At 65.8% G+C, this 14,826-nt stretch carries 18 protein-coding genes and 2 pseudogenes; 14 read left to right on the forward strand and 6 right to left on the reverse strand.

Translation table 11 applies throughout. From position 1 onward, the window contains the following. Positions 1-58 precede the first annotated feature (58 nt). The gene (locus ACNQS7_RS10670; protein ID WP_418012473.1) at positions 59-1,462 is read left to right on the forward strand and encodes a flavin-containing monooxygenase; all 1,404 of its coding nucleotides are present in this window, start codon (positions 59-61) and stop codon (positions 1,460-1,462) included. Between the two features lie 22 nt (positions 1,463-1,484). Here the strand turns inward: ACNQS7_RS10670 and ACNQS7_RS10675 are convergent, their stop codons facing one another. Continuing rightward, entirely contained in the window at positions 1,485-1,907 is a 423-nt protein-coding gene (locus ACNQS7_RS10675; RefSeq protein WP_055580181.1) for a DUF5994 family protein, read from the reverse strand. Positions 1,908-2,154: 247 nt separating this feature from the next. On the opposite strand from ACNQS7_RS10675, the gene ACNQS7_RS10680 reads away from it, so the two are divergent. Together ACNQS7_RS10680 and ACNQS7_RS10685 are read left to right on the forward strand one after the other, a co-directional pair. Next, positions 2,155-2,388 (forward strand): hypothetical protein, encoded by a 234-nt coding sequence (locus ACNQS7_RS10680; RefSeq protein WP_055580146.1) that lies wholly within the window; start codon positions 2,155-2,157, stop codon positions 2,386-2,388. A gap of 20 nt (positions 2,389-2,408) precedes the next feature. Next, complete coding sequence (locus tag ACNQS7_RS10685; protein ID WP_418012474.1) at positions 2,409-2,903, forward strand: nitroreductase family deazaflavin-dependent oxidoreductase; 495 nt, start codon at positions 2,409-2,411, stop codon at positions 2,901-2,903. Here the strand turns inward: ACNQS7_RS10685 and ACNQS7_RS10690 are convergent. Continuing rightward, the gene (locus ACNQS7_RS10690) at positions 2,884-3,441 is read right to left on the reverse strand and encodes a TetR family transcriptional regulator (RefSeq protein WP_418012475.1); all 558 of its coding nucleotides are present in this window, start codon (positions 3,439-3,441) and stop codon (positions 2,884-2,886) included. The genes ACNQS7_RS10685 and ACNQS7_RS10690 overlap by 20 nt on opposite strands. A gap of 106 nt (positions 3,442-3,547) precedes the next feature. Here ACNQS7_RS10690 and ACNQS7_RS10695 point away from each other — a divergent pair. Next, positions 3,548-3,655: pseudogene (locus tag ACNQS7_RS10695) on the forward strand (SDR family mycofactocin-dependent oxidoreductase); the annotation flags it as partial. Positions 3,656-3,701: 46 nt separating this feature from the next. Then, entirely contained in the window at positions 3,702-4,904 is a 1,203-nt protein-coding gene (locus tag ACNQS7_RS10700) for a cytochrome P450 (protein WP_418012476.1), read from the forward strand. A gap of 4 nt (positions 4,905-4,908) precedes the next feature. Here the strand turns inward: ACNQS7_RS10700 and ACNQS7_RS10705 are convergent, their stop codons facing one another. Beyond that, positions 4,909-5,733, reverse strand: coding sequence for an LLM class F420-dependent oxidoreductase (locus ACNQS7_RS10705; RefSeq protein ID WP_418012477.1), 825 nt, complete (start codon positions 5,731-5,733; stop codon positions 4,909-4,911). Between the two features lie 82 nt (positions 5,734-5,815). Here ACNQS7_RS10705 and ACNQS7_RS10710 point away from each other — a divergent pair, with 82 nt between their 5' ends. Further along, positions 5,816-6,235: a PPOX class F420-dependent oxidoreductase gene (locus ACNQS7_RS10710; RefSeq protein ID WP_418012478.1), complete on the forward strand. Its 420-nt coding sequence runs from the start codon at positions 5,816-5,818 to the stop codon at positions 6,233-6,235. On the opposite strand, the gene ACNQS7_RS10715 is transcribed toward ACNQS7_RS10710, so the two are convergent. Further along, positions 6,232-6,630: a DUF4267 domain-containing protein gene (locus tag ACNQS7_RS10715; RefSeq protein ID WP_418012479.1), complete on the reverse strand. Its 399-nt coding sequence runs from the start codon at positions 6,628-6,630 to the stop codon at positions 6,232-6,234. The two genes, ACNQS7_RS10710 and ACNQS7_RS10715, sit on opposite strands and share 4 nt — an antisense overlap. A gap of 46 nt (positions 6,631-6,676) precedes the next feature. Here ACNQS7_RS10715 and ACNQS7_RS10720 point away from each other — a divergent pair, with 46 nt between their 5' ends. Genes ACNQS7_RS10720 through ACNQS7_RS10730 form a run of 3 tightly spaced genes read left to right on the forward strand, consistent with a single transcriptional unit; the run spans position 6,677 to position 9,955 of the window. After that, a complete protein-coding gene (locus tag ACNQS7_RS10720) occupies positions 6,677-7,564 on the forward strand; it encodes an SPFH domain-containing protein (protein ID WP_418012480.1) in 888 nt (295 codons plus the stop codon). 37 nt (positions 7,565-7,601) lie between these two features. Continuing rightward, on the forward strand, positions 7,602-9,323 hold the full coding sequence (locus ACNQS7_RS10725) for a patatin-like phospholipase family protein (RefSeq protein ID WP_418015955.1): 1,722 nt from the start codon (positions 7,602-7,604) through the stop codon (positions 9,321-9,323). 29 nt (positions 9,324-9,352) lie between these two features. Further along, positions 9,353-9,955, forward strand: coding sequence for a DUF732 domain-containing protein (locus ACNQS7_RS10730; protein WP_418012481.1), 603 nt, complete (start codon positions 9,353-9,355; stop codon positions 9,953-9,955). Here the strand turns inward: ACNQS7_RS10730 and ACNQS7_RS10735 are convergent, their stop codons facing one another. After that, the gene (locus tag ACNQS7_RS10735) at positions 9,956-10,891 is read right to left on the reverse strand and encodes a TIGR03619 family F420-dependent LLM class oxidoreductase (protein ID WP_418012482.1); all 936 of its coding nucleotides are present in this window, start codon (positions 10,889-10,891) and stop codon (positions 9,956-9,958) included. 106 nt (positions 10,892-10,997) lie between these two features. Between ACNQS7_RS10735 and ACNQS7_RS10740 the strand changes: the two genes are divergently transcribed. Next, complete coding sequence (locus ACNQS7_RS10740) at positions 10,998-11,414, forward strand: arsenate reductase ArsC (RefSeq protein WP_418015956.1); 417 nt, start codon at positions 10,998-11,000, stop codon at positions 11,412-11,414. 8 nt (positions 11,415-11,422) lie between these two features. Here ACNQS7_RS10740 and ACNQS7_RS10745 read toward each other — a convergent pair whose 3' ends face one another. Next, positions 11,423-11,782: an Rv2640c family ArsR-like transcriptional regulator gene (locus ACNQS7_RS10745; protein WP_418012483.1), complete on the reverse strand. Its 360-nt coding sequence runs from the start codon at positions 11,780-11,782 to the stop codon at positions 11,423-11,425. 102 nt (positions 11,783-11,884) lie between these two features. Between ACNQS7_RS10745 and ACNQS7_RS10750 the strand changes: the two genes are divergently transcribed. From ACNQS7_RS10750 to arsB, 4 genes and pseudogenes are all read left to right on the forward strand, one after another. Further along, complete coding sequence (locus ACNQS7_RS10750; protein ID WP_418012484.1) at positions 11,885-12,319, forward strand: ArsI/CadI family heavy metal resistance metalloenzyme; 435 nt, start codon at positions 11,885-11,887, stop codon at positions 12,317-12,319. Beyond that, on the forward strand, positions 12,316-13,266 hold the full coding sequence (locus ACNQS7_RS10755; protein ID WP_418012485.1) for a TauD/TfdA family dioxygenase: 951 nt from the start codon (positions 12,316-12,318) through the stop codon (positions 13,264-13,266). Before ACNQS7_RS10750 ends, ACNQS7_RS10755 begins: the two co-directional genes overlap by 4 nt. A 53-nt stretch (positions 13,267-13,319) precedes the next feature. Continuing rightward, positions 13,320-13,694, forward strand: a complete 375-nt coding sequence (locus tag ACNQS7_RS10760) for a metalloregulator ArsR/SmtB family transcription factor (RefSeq protein WP_418012486.1) — start codon at positions 13,320-13,322, stop codon at positions 13,692-13,694. Further along, positions 13,691-14,749: pseudogene (arsB, locus tag ACNQS7_RS10765) on the forward strand (ACR3 family arsenite efflux transporter); the annotation flags it as partial. The gene ACNQS7_RS10760 and the pseudogene arsB, both read left to right, overlap by 4 nt. Positions 14,750-14,826: the final 77 nt, after the last annotated feature.

Below are 14,826 nucleotides of genomic sequence, written 5' to 3' on the forward strand. Positions count from 1 at the left end.
TCGCGACCAAGGGTGCAATCTCGGCGATCCGAGGGCGCGGTGTGCGAGAGTTCCCTGTGTGCCAGACAGCGTGGCGGTGATCGGGGCCGGTCCCGGCGGGCTCGTCGCGGCGCGCTGGCTACTGGCGCAGGGCTTCGACCCGACCATCTTCGAACAGGCGCCGACGCTGGGTGGCCAGTGGGCAGGCCTGCAAGGCAGCAGCGGCGTGTGGCCGGCGATGCACACCAACAGCAGCCGGATCATGACCGCATTCGGCGACCTGGCACCCGAGGACGGCCCGGCTTACCCGTCGAATCACGACGTCCTTGCCTACCTGCACCGCTACGCCGACATGTTCGAGGTCACGCCGCGTATTCGGTTCGGCACGCGTGTCGACCGGCTCCGACAGGTGAACAAGGGCTGGCTGCTTGACCACTCCGGCACTGACGAACGTTTCGATCGCGTCGTCGTGGCCCCCGGCCGCTTTCGTCTGCCTGCTATCCCGAATGTTCCTGGGCTGGAAGCTTTTTCCGGCACTCTCGGTTGCGCGTCCACCTATCACTATCGCGGGCCTGCGCGTTACCAGGGTAGGCGTGTGCTGGTGGCCGGCGGTGCGATCAGCGCCCTCGAGGTCGCGACGGAGCTCGCCCGAAGCGGTGCCGCTCAGGTGACGGTGACGCAGCGACGGCAGCGCTACGTCCTGCCCAAGTTCGTGGCCGGTGTGCCGTCGGACCACCGGATGTTCACCCGCTACCACGCCTTGGCCGGTGAATCGCTACCGCCGGACGAATTCGACTGCCAATTAAAGCAATTAGTGATCGATGCCGGCGGAAACCCGGCGGACTACGGGGCACCGGCACCCGATCCGTCGATCGCCGTCGCCGGTCTCACCTTGAACGACGGGTATCTGCCGCTGGTCGCCGCGGGCCGAATCACGGTGCGGCCGTGGATAACATCGGTCACGGAATCGCGCGTGACCTTCGCCGAGGGACATGCTGAGGAGTTCGACGCAATCCTGTTCGGCACCGGCTACCGGCTGAGCCTGCCGTTCCTCGATGAGGACATCAAGGCGGTGCTCAACGCCGGCACCACCTCCTTCGACGCCGACCGCCACACCTTCCACCCCGATCTGCCCGGGTTGGCGTTCGTGGGTCTGTGGGATCAGTCCGGCGGCTACTTCGTGCCGCTGGAGCTTCAGGCCCGGTGGATCGCATACACCTGGGGCGGCGCGATCCCCGCTCCGACCGAGCCCGTCCAGCGGATCGAAGCCGGCGACGGCAAGACACGCATGGACCGTGTCGCCCTGACCTTCGCCCGCGCGGCCGGAGTGGAGCCGCAGCTGGACAACTGGCCGCAATTGCGGCGCGCGCTGCTGTTCGGCCCGCTGGCACCGAGTTCGTTCCGGCTCGAAGGCCCCGATGCCCGACCCGACGCGCCAGAGCAATTCGCCCGCGACGCCGCCGCGTTCGGGGCGATTACGTGACCTGAGCCCGGCCGGCCCGCGTTCAGGTGGTCGCGCGTTGCTGGCGCGCCGCGTAGAGGATCGAGCCTGCGGTCTGGAACGGCACCGTGTCGCGGTGGGCGGTGGCGATGGGCAGGTCGGCGGCCCGGCGCAGCATCATCAACGCCAGGGTGCCGTTGGTGGAGTACGGCACGATCAGGACGTTGGCCAGCGCGTCGGCACCCGTCACCGTCATCACGTGCTGCTGCTTGTGCTGCCAGCCCTGCCAGTTCAAGTCGGGCGGTCGTTGCAGCGGCGGCCAGTTGACCGCGATGTTCGTGATCTCACCAAGTCGCGCCCGCAGCGCCAGGATGAGCTCCGGCAACTCAACGCCGATCCGGTCGGTCCGGGGCCACCAGGCCCCGTCGATGTCATTGCCCAGCTCGTTCGCCAGAGTGAGACGTATCGGGGTGGACTGGCGTCGCATCCCCAGCGAAGGGTTGACGGTGCTCACCGGGGCTCTTCCTTCATGCTCGGCATCGTCCGTCCCGCGGGTGCGGGACGACGGAGGAATCGCATTGCCCTGAGGCACGGCCCGTAGCTGGCTACTGGTCACCATCGCTGACAACGAAAAGGCTCGGGCCTGACGCTACGCCACGACCCAGGCACTTCCACCGCGGGCCATGAATAGGGATCGGCGACGATCACCTGCGCACATAGTGGAGGATGGGTGCATGCCCACAGACAATTGGTGCGATGCACCCGAGATTCATCCATCGGAGATCCGGGTAGGTGACACCATTGGCACGGTGGACTCCGAACATCTCCCTTACCAGGTCAAGATGATCAGCACCCCGCAGGCCGGATCGACGAGGTGGACCTTTTTCGGTCGCGACAAGAACGGCCGGGACCACTCCAGCACGTTCCGAGAAGGCCAACTGGTTCGCCGGTACGCCAAGGCGTCGTAAACCAAGGGACCGATAGCCAGATGCCGAAATTTTCGCTGCCCGAAGAAAAACCCGAGGGCCTGGCCTCTCCGGCGACGGCCAAGATCATCAAGTACTCGGCCAAGGCGCACGTCGCGGTCTTCAAGATGACCAACGGCCGCATCGGCAACAAGTGGCGCATCGGCGCCGGCTTCGACAAGCCGGTGCCGACCCTGCTTCTCGAGCACCGCGGCCGCAAATCGGGAAAACTGTTCACCACTCCCCTGCTCTATATGCGCGACGGGGACGACTTCGTCATCGTCGCCTCGCAGGGCGGCCATCCCAAGAATCCGCAGTGGTACTTCAACCTCGTCGCCGACCCCGACACCCGGATTCACGTGAAAGGGCAACGCAATCTTGAGGTTTCGGCGCATGTCGCTTCGCCGGAGCAGCGCGCCGCGTTGTGGCCGCGGTTGGTCGATCTCTACGCGGACTTCGAGAAGTACCAGCGGTGGACGGACCGGGAGATCCCGGTGATCATCCTCTCGCCGCGTTAGCGGTCAGCCGGAACAGGGCGCGGTCCAGCGTCGGCAGGATCTCGGTGATCGGGATTTCTCCGGCGGCGAATCGTGCGACCAAACCGTATGCGAGGTTGGACACGATCGGCGGCAGCTCCTCGACCAGATCCGGTTCCGCGCCTGCGAGCACGGCCATCGCGGCCGGTATCACCGCATCCACACCGCGGCTGACGAGACGTTGCCCACCCGGCGCCGACCGCGCGCGGAAGTAGGCGCGCAACATGTCGGGATGGCGTTCCCAGGGCTCGAAAATGGTCCGGAAAACCCTCATCAAGCCGTCGTATATGGATTCGTCGGGTTCAGGTGTCTGCGAGGCCAGACCGGCATACCGGTTCTCGTCCATCCAGCGTTGCAGGGCGGCCAGAATCAACGCGTCCCTGGTGGGGTACCGCTTGTAGATGGTGGTCAGCGAGGTGCGCGCACGCTTGGCGACTTCGCGGAGTTGCACGGCGTCGTAGCCCTCAATTTCCAGGATCTCGACGACGACATCGAGGATGGGGTCGGGCTCCTCGGTCATGACCTCAGCGCTAACCACGTCCGCCTCTTGCCTCGAGTCTTGCCCTGACCCAGTAACGAGGTTACCGTACCGGGAGTAACCAGGTTACTCAACGGGGAGGGTGCCGATGCCCGGCCGAGTAGCAGGCAAGGTCGCGTTCGTCACCGGCGCGGCGCGTGGCCAGGGCCCTAGCCACGCCGTGCGACTAACGCAAGAAGGCGCCGACATCACCGCCGGCCCGTGGAGGCGGGAAGTTGCCTGAAGTAGCGAAAGGACCCGCCGTGACCATCACTTCGGACACCGACGTCTACTACGACCCCTATGACGTCAACATCACCGCCAATCCCTACCCCACCTTCGCCCGGCTGCGCGACGAGGCACCGCTGTATTACAACGAGCGCTACAACTTCTGGGCGATCTCCCGGCACGCCGACGTCGAGAAGGCGCTGTCGGATTGGGAAACGTTCTCCAACAGTCGAAGTGACATCCTGGAGCTGATCCAGTCCAAGTTCCCCATGCCGCCGGGTGTGATGATGTTCGAAGACCCGCCGACACACACCATGTTGCGCGGGGTCATGTCGCGGGTCTTCACTCCGCGCCGGATGGCCGCCATCGAGGACCAGATCCGGGCCTACTGCGTCCGGTGCCTGGATCCCCTGGTCGGCTCGGACGGATTCGACGTTATCGCCGAACTGGCGTCCATGATGCCGATGCGCGTCATCGGCATGCTGCTGGGCATTCCCGAGGACGACCAGATCGGCGTGCGCGACGCCAACGACGCCAATCTGCGCACCAAGCCCGGCACACCGATGAAGGTGGCAGACCCGGATTCGATTGCCGACGGGCGTATTTACGCCGACTATGTGGACTGGCGCGCCAAGAACCCGTCCGACGATCTGATGACCGCGTTGCTCAATGTCGAGTTCGAGGACGAGAGTGGCGTGACGCGGAAGCTGACCCGCAAGGAAGTCCTGCACTACACCCAGGTCGTCGCCGGGGCCGGTAACGAGACCACGGGCCGGCTGATCGGCTGGCTGGCCAAGGTGCTCGCCGAGCATCCCGATCAGCGTCGGGAAGTCGAGCAGGATCGTTCCCTGTTGACGCGCGCGGTGGATGAGACGCTGCGGTTCGAGCCGACCGGCCCGCACGTCGCGCGCTACACCATCCGCGATTTCGAGGCCTACGGCACCACCGTCCCGGCGGGCAGCGCCGTCCTGCTTCTCTTCGGGTCCGCGAATCGGGATCCGTTGCGCTACAAGGATCCTGACACTTTCGACCTGCACCGGGACAACATCTCGCACCTCACCTTCGGCAAGGGCGTGCATTATTGCCTGGGAGCCAACCTGGCCCGACTGGAAGGCAGGGTCGCCCTCGACGAACTACTGAACCGGTGGCCCGAATGGAACGTCGACTACGACAGCCTCAAGCTCGCGCCGACCTCGACGGTGCGTGGCTGGGAGCGGCTGCGCATCGTCTTCGCCTGAAACGTCAAGCCAATCCAGCGATCCCGGCCAGCTCGTCCAGGCTTCGCAAGGACTCCTCACGCGGCGCTGTCTCCAGCCCGAGCAGAACCCGCTCCACCCCCAGCGGCCCATAACCCTCCAGGGTCTGGGCCGTGGCGTCACCCCACTGGCAGACGGTCACCGGAACGTCGGGGCCGGCGATCGCACGCAGCTCCTCGAGCGGCCCCGCCAGCAACTCCGGCGACGGGGTTATCGCGATCCACCCCGCGTTCAGTGCCGCGATCCGCTTGAAGCTCGCCGGACCGCCGCCGACGTAAATCGGCGGATGAGGCTTGCTCACCGGCTTCGGCCAACTGTAGATCGGGTCGAAATCGACGTGCTTCCCGTGGAATTCAGCCTCCTCCCGTGTCCAGATCTCGATCATCGCGCGTAGCCGTTCATCGGAGACCCGACCACGTACCGCGGGATCGACGCCGTGGTTGGCGACCTCCTCGCGCAGCCATCCCACGCCGACACCGAAGATGAATCGGCCGCCCGACAACAGGTCCAAAGACGCGACTTCCTTGGCCGTCACGATCGGATCCCGCTCCGGGACCAGAGCGATCCCAGTGCCCAGTAGCAGAGTTTCGGTGGTGACCGCCGCCGCGGTCAACGCCACGAACGGGTCCAGCGGTCGATAGTACTTCCGGGGAATCGGGCCACCGCTGGGAAAAGGGCTGTCATGGTTGACGGGGATGTGGGTGTGCTCGGCGAGAAACAGCGAGTCAAAGCCGCGCTGCTCGAGCGCCCGGCCCAGCTCGTCGGGCCTGATGCCCTCGTCGGTGCTAAAAGTCAGAACCCCGTAGCGCATGTCGTTCCCTCTCGCCGCGTCCACTCTGACATGAAGACCTCCTGGTGGGAATTAATTCCTGACCGCGGCGGTAGAACAACGCATGAAGCTCAACGACGCGGCACGTGAACTGATCGGCAAGGGCGCCGACGCCACCCTGGTGACCCTCAATCCCGACGGCAGCCCCCAGGTGAGTGTGGTCTGGGTTGCGCTGCAGTCGACGCCGGACGGAGACGAACTCGTCACCGCCCATCTGGCCGAACACAAGAAGGTGCGCAACGTCCGCAACGATCCCCGCGTTGCGGTCACCATCGTCTCGACCGACGACCCGCACGGCGACATGCGGCCGTACCTCGCGATCAACGGCACGGCACGCATTGTCGAAGGCGGTGCGCCGGAACTGTTGCGCGAACTCGCGCAGACCCTGTCGGACCCAGCCGTGTTCCCGCCGGCCGGTGCACCGCCGGGATTCCTCACCCGCATCCGCATCGATAAGGTCGGCGGCATCGGCCCCTGGGGCTAAACGGCAGCGGGTGGCTCAGGTGCCCGCCTGCCAGGCCGCGCCGCACCCCAAAGTCCCACTCCGACACCGACAATCGCGCCGCCAAGCCCGATGATCTGTTGGGAACGCTTGAGCTGACCATGCACAGACAGCCCACCCAGCAGATCGGCCGCGTCAGCGCCGCCGGAGGCCAGGAACCAGCCGCGAGTGTTCTTGCCGCGCAAGGCCGATGTGGCGAGCAGCCCGCCGATCAACGCGTCGCGGTAGCCCATCGACCGTAACAGCAGTTGCGCCGTCGCAGTCTGGTCGTCCGGGTCCCCCCACAGCTTGTTCGCCTTGATGGGGTCGACGAGGAACGAGATCCCCGACGCGAGTCGGATACTGCCCGCAATGAGTGCGGCACGATCGATGGCCATGGCGGCAGCTTAGAGTCTTCCCACACCACAGGAGAAGGAGTCTGGGATGACGTGGCAGATCGTGATGTTCGTCGTGAGCCTCATCGTGGCCGGCGTTGCGGCGCTGGGCTGGCTGATCAGCCGGGAGGACAAGGCCCGCAACCGCCGCAGGACGGTGGTGTTCGGCGCGCTGGCGACCGCAATCCTGTTCTTCCTGCTGGGTTGTTTCACCATCGTCGGTACCCGGCAGATCGCGATCGTCACCACCTTCGGCCGCCCCACCGGGGTGAGTCTGAACAACGGATTTCACGGCAAGTGGCCGTGGCAGATGACCCACCAGATGGACGGTGCGGTGCAGATCGACAAGTACGTCAAAGACGGCAACCACGACGAGCGCATCATGGTGCGACTGGGCAATCAATCCACCGCCTGGGCGGACGTCAGCATCCGCTGGCAGCTCAAACAGCACGCTGCGCCCGAACTCTTCCAGCAGTACAAGACATTCGACAACGTGCGCGTCAATCTGATCGAGCGGAACCTGTCCGTGGCGCTCAACGAGGTGTTCGCCGCGTTCAACCCGCTGGACCCGCAGAACCTCGACGTCTCGCCGTTGCCCAATCTCGCCAAGCGCGCCGCTGACCTGATGCGCAAGGATGTGGGCGAACAGGTCGACATCTTCGACATCAACGTGCCCACCATCCAGTACGACCAGGGCACCGAGGACAAGATCAATCAGCTCAACCAGCAGCGCGCGCAAACCTCCATCGCGGTGGAGTCGCAGCGCACGGCCGAGGCTCAGGCCAAGGCGAACGAGATCCTGTCGCGCTCTATCAGCAACGACCCCAACGTGGTCGTCCAGAACTGCATCACGGCCGCGATCAACAAGGGCATCAGCCCGCTGGGTTGCTGGCCCGGCACCACGGCCATGCCCACGGTCCCGGTCCCCGGACGGTAGGCACCAGCGGGAGCCACCCATGAGAGGGTGGTTCCTCATGGAGATCCCGTTCGCCGACATAGTCCGCGGCCGATTCGGTGCCAGCAGGGGTCACCGAGCGCCCGCGTTCGACCTCGTGCCGGCCCTCGAGGACATCGAGGACGACGAGACCAAAGCCACCGATGCCGCCCTGGACACCGTCGACCTGCCGTCGGCGGACCCGGCCCTGCTGCTGCAGAAGATGGAAAACCGGCTGGTGCGCAACCACCTGGCCAACCCTGACGTACTCAGCGACGAGCAACTGCGCAGACTGCGCTACATCCTGAACTTCGCCCGGCTGGCCGACTTCGAACCGGGGGTGGCGGGCCCGGGCGGCACCCGGGGCCGTGGGGACATCTCGGTCGGCGCGGAAATCGGACCGTGGCGATCCAGGGTCGTCGATGCGTTGTTCGCTCCGTTGCGCGAGGAACCCGACCAGGTCAAGGCGTTGACGGCGGCACGCGAGGTGTTGGCCGGCCTGGCCGACGACCAGGAAGACCAGCGACAGGTACTCATCGATCGCCACCGCAACGACTTCTCGGCCGCCGAACTCGACGCCGAGGTGGGCTACAAGAAGCTCGTCACCGTACTCGGCGGCGGTGGCGGCGCCGGCTTCGTCTACATCGGCGGTATGGCGCGCCTGTTGGAAGCCGGCCAGGTGCCCGACTACATGATCGGCTCGTCGTTCGGGTCGATCATCGGCAGCCTGGTCGCCCGCGAACTTCCGGTGCCGATCGAGGAGTACGTGGCCTGGGCCAAAACGGTGTCCTACCGCGCCATCCTCGGGCCCGAGCGGGTGCGGCGCCGCCACGGGATGGCCGGCCTGTTCGCGCTGCGTTTCGACCAGTTCGCGCACGCCCTGCTCAGCACAGAAGACGGCGAGCGCATGCGGATGTCGGATCTGGCGATTCCGTTCGACGTCGTGGTCGCCGGAGTCCGCCGGCAACCGTACGCGGCGCTGCCCTCACGGTTTCGCCGCCCCGAGCTGGCGGCTTTACAACTTCGCTCACTTCCCTTCCGCCCCATCGGAATCGGGCCATTGGTGGCGGCCCGCATGTGGCAGGTCTCGGCGTTCATCGACCTGCGGGTGGTCAAACCGATCGTGATCTCCGGCGACGATCCGGCACTCGACTTCGACGTCCTCGACGCGGCGTCCTTCTCCTCGGCGATTCCCGGTGTGCTGCACCACGAGACGAGCGACGCACGGATGCTGCCACTGCTCGAGGACCTGTTCGCCGAGCGGGATATCGCGGCGCTGGTCGACGGCGGCGCGGCCAGTAACGTACCCGTGGAGCTGGCCTGGAAGCGCGTGCGCGACGGCAAGATCGGCACCCGCAACGCTTGCTACCTGGCGTTCGATTGCTTTCACCCGCAATGGGATTCGCGACATCTGTGGCTGGCCCCGATCCTGCAGGCGATCCAGCTGCAGATGCTGCGCAACCTGCCCTATGCCGACCACCTCGTCCGCTTCGAGCCGACCCTGTCGCCGATCAACCTCGCCCCGTCCACCACCGCGATCGACCGCGCCTACCGGTGGGGGCGGGCCAGCGTCGAGCGGGCGATTCCGGTGACATCGGCGTTGTTGTCGCCGACCTGGTGGGTGGGCGACGCGCCCGCGGTTCCCACCGCACACCCGCAGGAACACGCCAAGTCGGTGGCATCGTCGATGAGCTCGGTGATGGCCGCGATTCAGTCTCCGAGCGGTCGCCTGTCCCGCTGGCGCAACCGCCACCTGACCTGAGACGGTCCGCCCGGACTACCATGACCCCCATGGTCGACCGGGTCGGAGGCGCCGACTACAACGCGGGCGAGACGGCAGAGTCGGCGAACCTCGCGTGGTCAAGCGGTAACGAGCTGCCGGACATTCAGGACAGCGCGTCGGCGCCCGGCAGCCGGGCGAACCCCGCCGCCGTCCCCGAAGATGCCGACGTCGACCAGTCCTGGACCACGGCGTGGACCCGGGCCGCCACCGTCCTGCTCATCTGTCTGGCCCTGGCCGTGGTGATCGTGGTCGCGGGCTGGTTGATGCACAAGAACAACACGTCCGAGACAGCCTCGGAGCCGACGCGAACCACGGCCGCGCCGGTGACCACCACGGCACCGGCCACTACCACCGTCTCGTCCACGGCTGACCAGGACAGCCGGTACATCGCCGCGCTCAACGACAAGGGCATCCAGTTCGCCAACCCCGAAGCCGCCGTCTTCAACGGCAAGACGGTGTGCCAGAACATCGCACAGGGCATGACGGTGCAAGAGGTGGTCGCGCAATTCCGTTCCAGCAGCCCGGACTTCGCGGCCCACGCCGAGGACTTCGTCGCCATCTCCGTCCGGGCCTACTGCCCGCAGTACAGCAAGCTGGTCGCCGCGATCTGATCAGTCGGTGACCTTGCGGACGGCGCCGACCAGGCCTGCCAGCATCTCCCGGGCCTGTTCGGGATCGGAGGGCACCGATCCCGAGAAGCGGATGTCGGTGGCGCCGTCCGCCACGATGCGCGGGACCACCGCCGCCGAGGCATCCACATCGATCCGGCGATCGGCGCCTCTGACCAGGACCGCCGAACCCTGCACCCGAAGCCCATCCGGGTCTGCACCCGTATCGGCGATCGCGCGCTTCATCGCCGGTATCGCGCCTTGGAGATCGGTGATCGCCGGGCCCCACGGGATCCAGCGCATTCCGAACCTGCTCAACCGCTTGGCGACGGCCGGATTGACGGTGCCACTCACCCAAATCGGAATTCCATCGGGCTGCATCGGTTTTGGCATCTGATGAATGCCGTCGAACGACAGCTCCGGCGAGCTGTAGACGCCCCGCCGCTGCGTCCACAGCGCTTGGCACACCTCCAGCGTGTGGTCGAGCAGACGACCGCGACGCTCGAACGGCAACCCGGCGGCCTGGTACTCCTCGCGTTGCCAACCGATTCCGACACCCAGATCGATCCGTCCGCCGGACAGCACATCCATGGTGGCCAACTGCTTGGCCAGCACGGCCGGCCGTCGCAGCGCGGCCAGCAGCACCGACGTTCCCAGCCTGATCCGCGTGGTGGTCGCGGCGATCGCGGTCAGCAGGATGAGGGGTTCCAGCCACTGGCCGTCGGGGCCGGTCGGTTGTCTGCCACCCGTGGTGCCTCCCACCGCCGGATCGGCGTACGCGTCGAGGTTCTCGCCGAACACCACATGGTCAGACACCACCACCCGGTCGATCCCGGCGGCATCCATCGCCCGGGCGGTATCGAGGGTGGTGTTCCAGTCGGGGTTCGGGTCGTCACTGAAGTTGCGCAGGTACACCGTGAGTTTCGGACGATCCGTCATATGCCAGTACCGATCACTCACCGAGTATCGCGGACGCGTGAGCCGACTCCGCCGTCGCCGTCGGATTGACAGCTGATTCGATGCCTATCAATATAGACGCATGTCGATGGGCGCCAAACCTTCGGTGTTGTTCGTCTGTATCCACAACGCCGGTCGCTCCCAGATGGCCGCCGGGTTTCTCGCGGCGCTGGCCGGTGACGCCATCGAGGTGCGTTCGGCGGGCAGCACGCCGGCCGACGCGGTCAATCCCGCCGCCGTAGCGGCCATGGCCGAGGTCGGCATCGACATCTCCAGCGCGAACCCGAAGATTCTGACCACCGACGCGGTGCAGGCCTCCGACGTGGTGATCACCATGGGTTGCGGGGACACCTGCCCGTTCTTTCCCGGCAAGAGCTACCGCGACTGGGTTCTAGAGGACCCCGCCGGCAAGGGCGTGGAAGCGGTGCGACCAATCCGCGATCAGATCGAGGCGCGTGTCAAAGACCTCATCGCCGAGCTACTGCCCGATACCGCGAGACGCTGAAAATCGTTCTAGGGACAGCAATCCGGGTCGAGGACGCCCACCAGGGCGGCCACCGCGGCGCGGTGCGGGCGATGGTAGACGTTAGTGCCACTCCTGGTCGACTCCACCAGGCCGGCATTTCGCAATTGGTTCAGATGATGGCTGACCGTCGACTCGCCCACCCCGATCGCCGCTGCCAATTCCCCGCTATTGCAGCCGTCGCTGGCGCTGCCGAACAACAGCGACATGATCTTCACTCGCGCCGGATCTGCCAGCGCCTTGAGTCGCAGGGCGACCTGCAGGGCGTCGTCATCGCTCATCACACCTGCCGCCACCGGCGCACAACACACCGGCGCGGAGATGTCGATCACCGGCAGCGCTTTGGGCATGACTTCATCATGCCACAACATTTGACATATATCGAAAAAGTGGCATGCTATGCAGTGTTCGGTTAGTTCGACATATGTCGTAAAGGTTTGAGGAGGCATCTTATGTCCCGTATCCAGTTGGCGCTCAACGTCGATGACATCGACGAAGCCATCGCGTTCTACTCCAGGCTGTTCGGCACGGCGCCGGCCAAGGTCAAGTCGGGCTATGCCAACTTCGCCATCGAAGAACCGCCCCTGAAGCTGGTTCTACTGGAGAATCCCGGCCAAGGCGGCACGCTCAACCACCTCGGGATGGAGGTTGACTCCAGCGACCAGGTACACGCCGAGATCGCTCGCCTGACCACCGAGGGACTCTTCACCGAGGAGGAGCTGGGCACCACATGCTGTTTCGCCAAGCAAGACAAGGTATGGGTCAACGGTCCGGGCGGACACCGCTGGGAGATCTACACCAAGCTGGCCGATTCGGACACCTTCTTCGCGTCAGAGCCGGAGGTAGAAGAGGCCCGTTGCTGCGGCGCACAGGCGAGCGTGTCATGAGGTCCGCGGTCGGCGCGGACGTGCCCTCGGTGTGGACACCCCGCGATTTCCCCGACGAGACGCAGTGGTCATTCGAGCTGTCCCGCGCCGACCGGCAGGCCCTGATCGCATACGGCCGAGGCGGTCAAATCGAAGATCTGGCAAGGCACTTCGCCACGGCCGCGCGACAGTGGAGTGAAGTGCTCACCCACGGGCCCGGTTTCGTGCGGCTACGGCAGTTCCCCATCGACGAGCTCACCGAGTCCCAGACCGAGGTTGCCTACCTCGGCCTGGGCCGGCTGCTCGGCGAGCCGGTCGGCCAGGACCGCGATGCCAGCGTTCTCACGCATATCCGGGATGAACGTCTGTCCGCCGCCACCGGCGTGCGCAAGTACCGGACGAATCTGCGTCAGGATTTCCACAGCGACGGCTCCGACCTCGTCGGGTTGCTGTGTCTGCACCCGGCGGCGACCGGTGGTGAATCCAGGATCGTCAGTGCGCACGCCGTCTACAACGAGATGCTCGAGCGCGCACCGGATCTGGTCGAGGTCATGTACCAGACGATGCCGTGGGACCGAAACGACGAGCAGGGTGCCGGCGAGCCGGCTTTCTTCGAGTTGCCGCCCATCACCGACCTCGGCGGGACACCGCGACTGTTCTTTATCGCGTGGTACATCCGGGATTCCCAACGTCACCCCGGCGCACCGAGACTCACCGAGAATCAATGCGCGGCTTTGGATCTCGTCGAGGCCATCGCCAACGATCCGGCCTTCCACATCGAGATGCGATTCGAGCCCGGAGATGTTCAGTTGCTCAACAACGCGATCGTCTTGCACTCGCGGGAGGCCTACACCGACGCCGCCGATCCAGCGCGCCGCCGACACCTGCTGCGCCTGTGGCTGAAAACCTCCACCGCCACCACCCATCAGCTGTTACGTGGTGGAATTCCGCGCCAGCAGAGCCGGTGAGCCGTACCCCGCCCAGGCTTGCCCCGGTATTCGATGCCTGTCAATATCGACGGGTGTCGAAATACCGTGTGCTTGCCGCCGACAGCGGCTGCGAAGTCGCGCCGCTGCTGGCGGAACCGCTGTCGGCGAGGGAGGCGGCCGAGCTCGCCGTGAAACTCAAGGCGCTGGCCGACCCGGTCCGGCTCCAGCTGTTCAGCGCGGTCGCGAGCCGCGCCGGCGGGGAGGCCTGCGTCTGTGAGGTCTCCGAGGGTGTGGGCGTCTCGCAGCCCACGATCTCTCACCATCTCAAGGTGCTGCGCGACGCCGGATTGCTGACATCGCAGCGCCGCGGTTCGTGGGTGTACTACGCCGTCGTTCCAGAGGCAGTGCACATCCTGTCCGCAGCCCTCGCCGTCCGCAGCTCAACCATGTCAGGAGCAACAGCGTGACCGACGCGAAAGCACCAGCTCAACCCCATGAACCGGTGGTGGCCAAACTCTCCACCCTCGATCGCTTCCTGCCGCTGTGGATCGGCATCGCTATGGCCGCCGGTCTGCTACTGGGCCGAGGGGTACCCGGGCTGAACACCGCGTTGGAAAAGGTTGCAATTAACGGCATTTCGCTGCCGATCGCCCTGGGTCTGCTGATCATGATGTACCCCGTGCTGGCCAAGGTGCGCTACGACCGCCTCGACACCGTCACCGCCGACCGCAGAATGCTCGTCAGTTCCCTGTTGCTGAACTGGGTCCTGGGTCCGGCGCTGATGTTCGCCCTCGCCTGGCTGCTGCTGGGCGACCTGCCCGAGTACCGCACCGGCCTGATCATCGTAGGGCTCGCCCGTTGCATCGCCATGGTCATCATCTGGAACGACCTCGCCTGTGGTGACCGCGAGGCCGCCGCCGTGCTCGTCGCACTGAACTCGGTCTTCCAGGTGCTGATGTTCGCCGCGCTCGGCTGGTTCTATCTGTCGGTGTTGCCCGGCTGGCTGGGCCTGCCCCAGACCTCGATCTCCACGTCTCCGTGGCAGATCGCAAAATCCGTTCTCATCTTCCTGGGGATCCCGCTGTTGGCCGGTTACCTCTCGCGCCGCTTCGGCGAGCGCGCCAAGGGCCGCGACTGGTACGAGGAGCGGTTTCTGCCCATCGTCGGCCCGTGGGCACTCTACGGGCTGCTGTTCACCATCGTGATTCTTTTTGCGCTGCAAGGTGAACAGATCACCAACCGACCGCTGGACGTCGCCAGGATCGCGCTGCCGCTGTTGGCTTACTTCGCGATCATGTGGGGCGGCGGCTACCTCCTTGGCGCCGCGCTCGGCCTGGGTTACGAACGCACGACGACGCTGGCCTTCACCGCCGCCGGCAACAACTTCGAACTGGCCATCGCCGTCGCGATCGCCACCTACGGCGCCACCTCCGGGCAAGCCCTCGCCGGTGTAGTCGGACCTCTGATCGAAGTGCCCGTGCTGGTGGCCTTGGTGTACGTGTCGCTGGCGCTGCGTTGGCGCTTCCCGCTGCGGAACCCGGCGCAGGTATCGTTGACTGACTGAAATCAGTGATAGTATCCCGCGACGAGAAGAGCGAA

This window comes from Mycobacterium sp. 23 (assembly GCF_048287075.1).
Classification (GTDB): domain Bacteria; phylum Actinomycetota; class Actinomycetes; order Mycobacteriales; family Mycobacteriaceae; genus Mycobacterium; species Mycobacterium gordonae_B.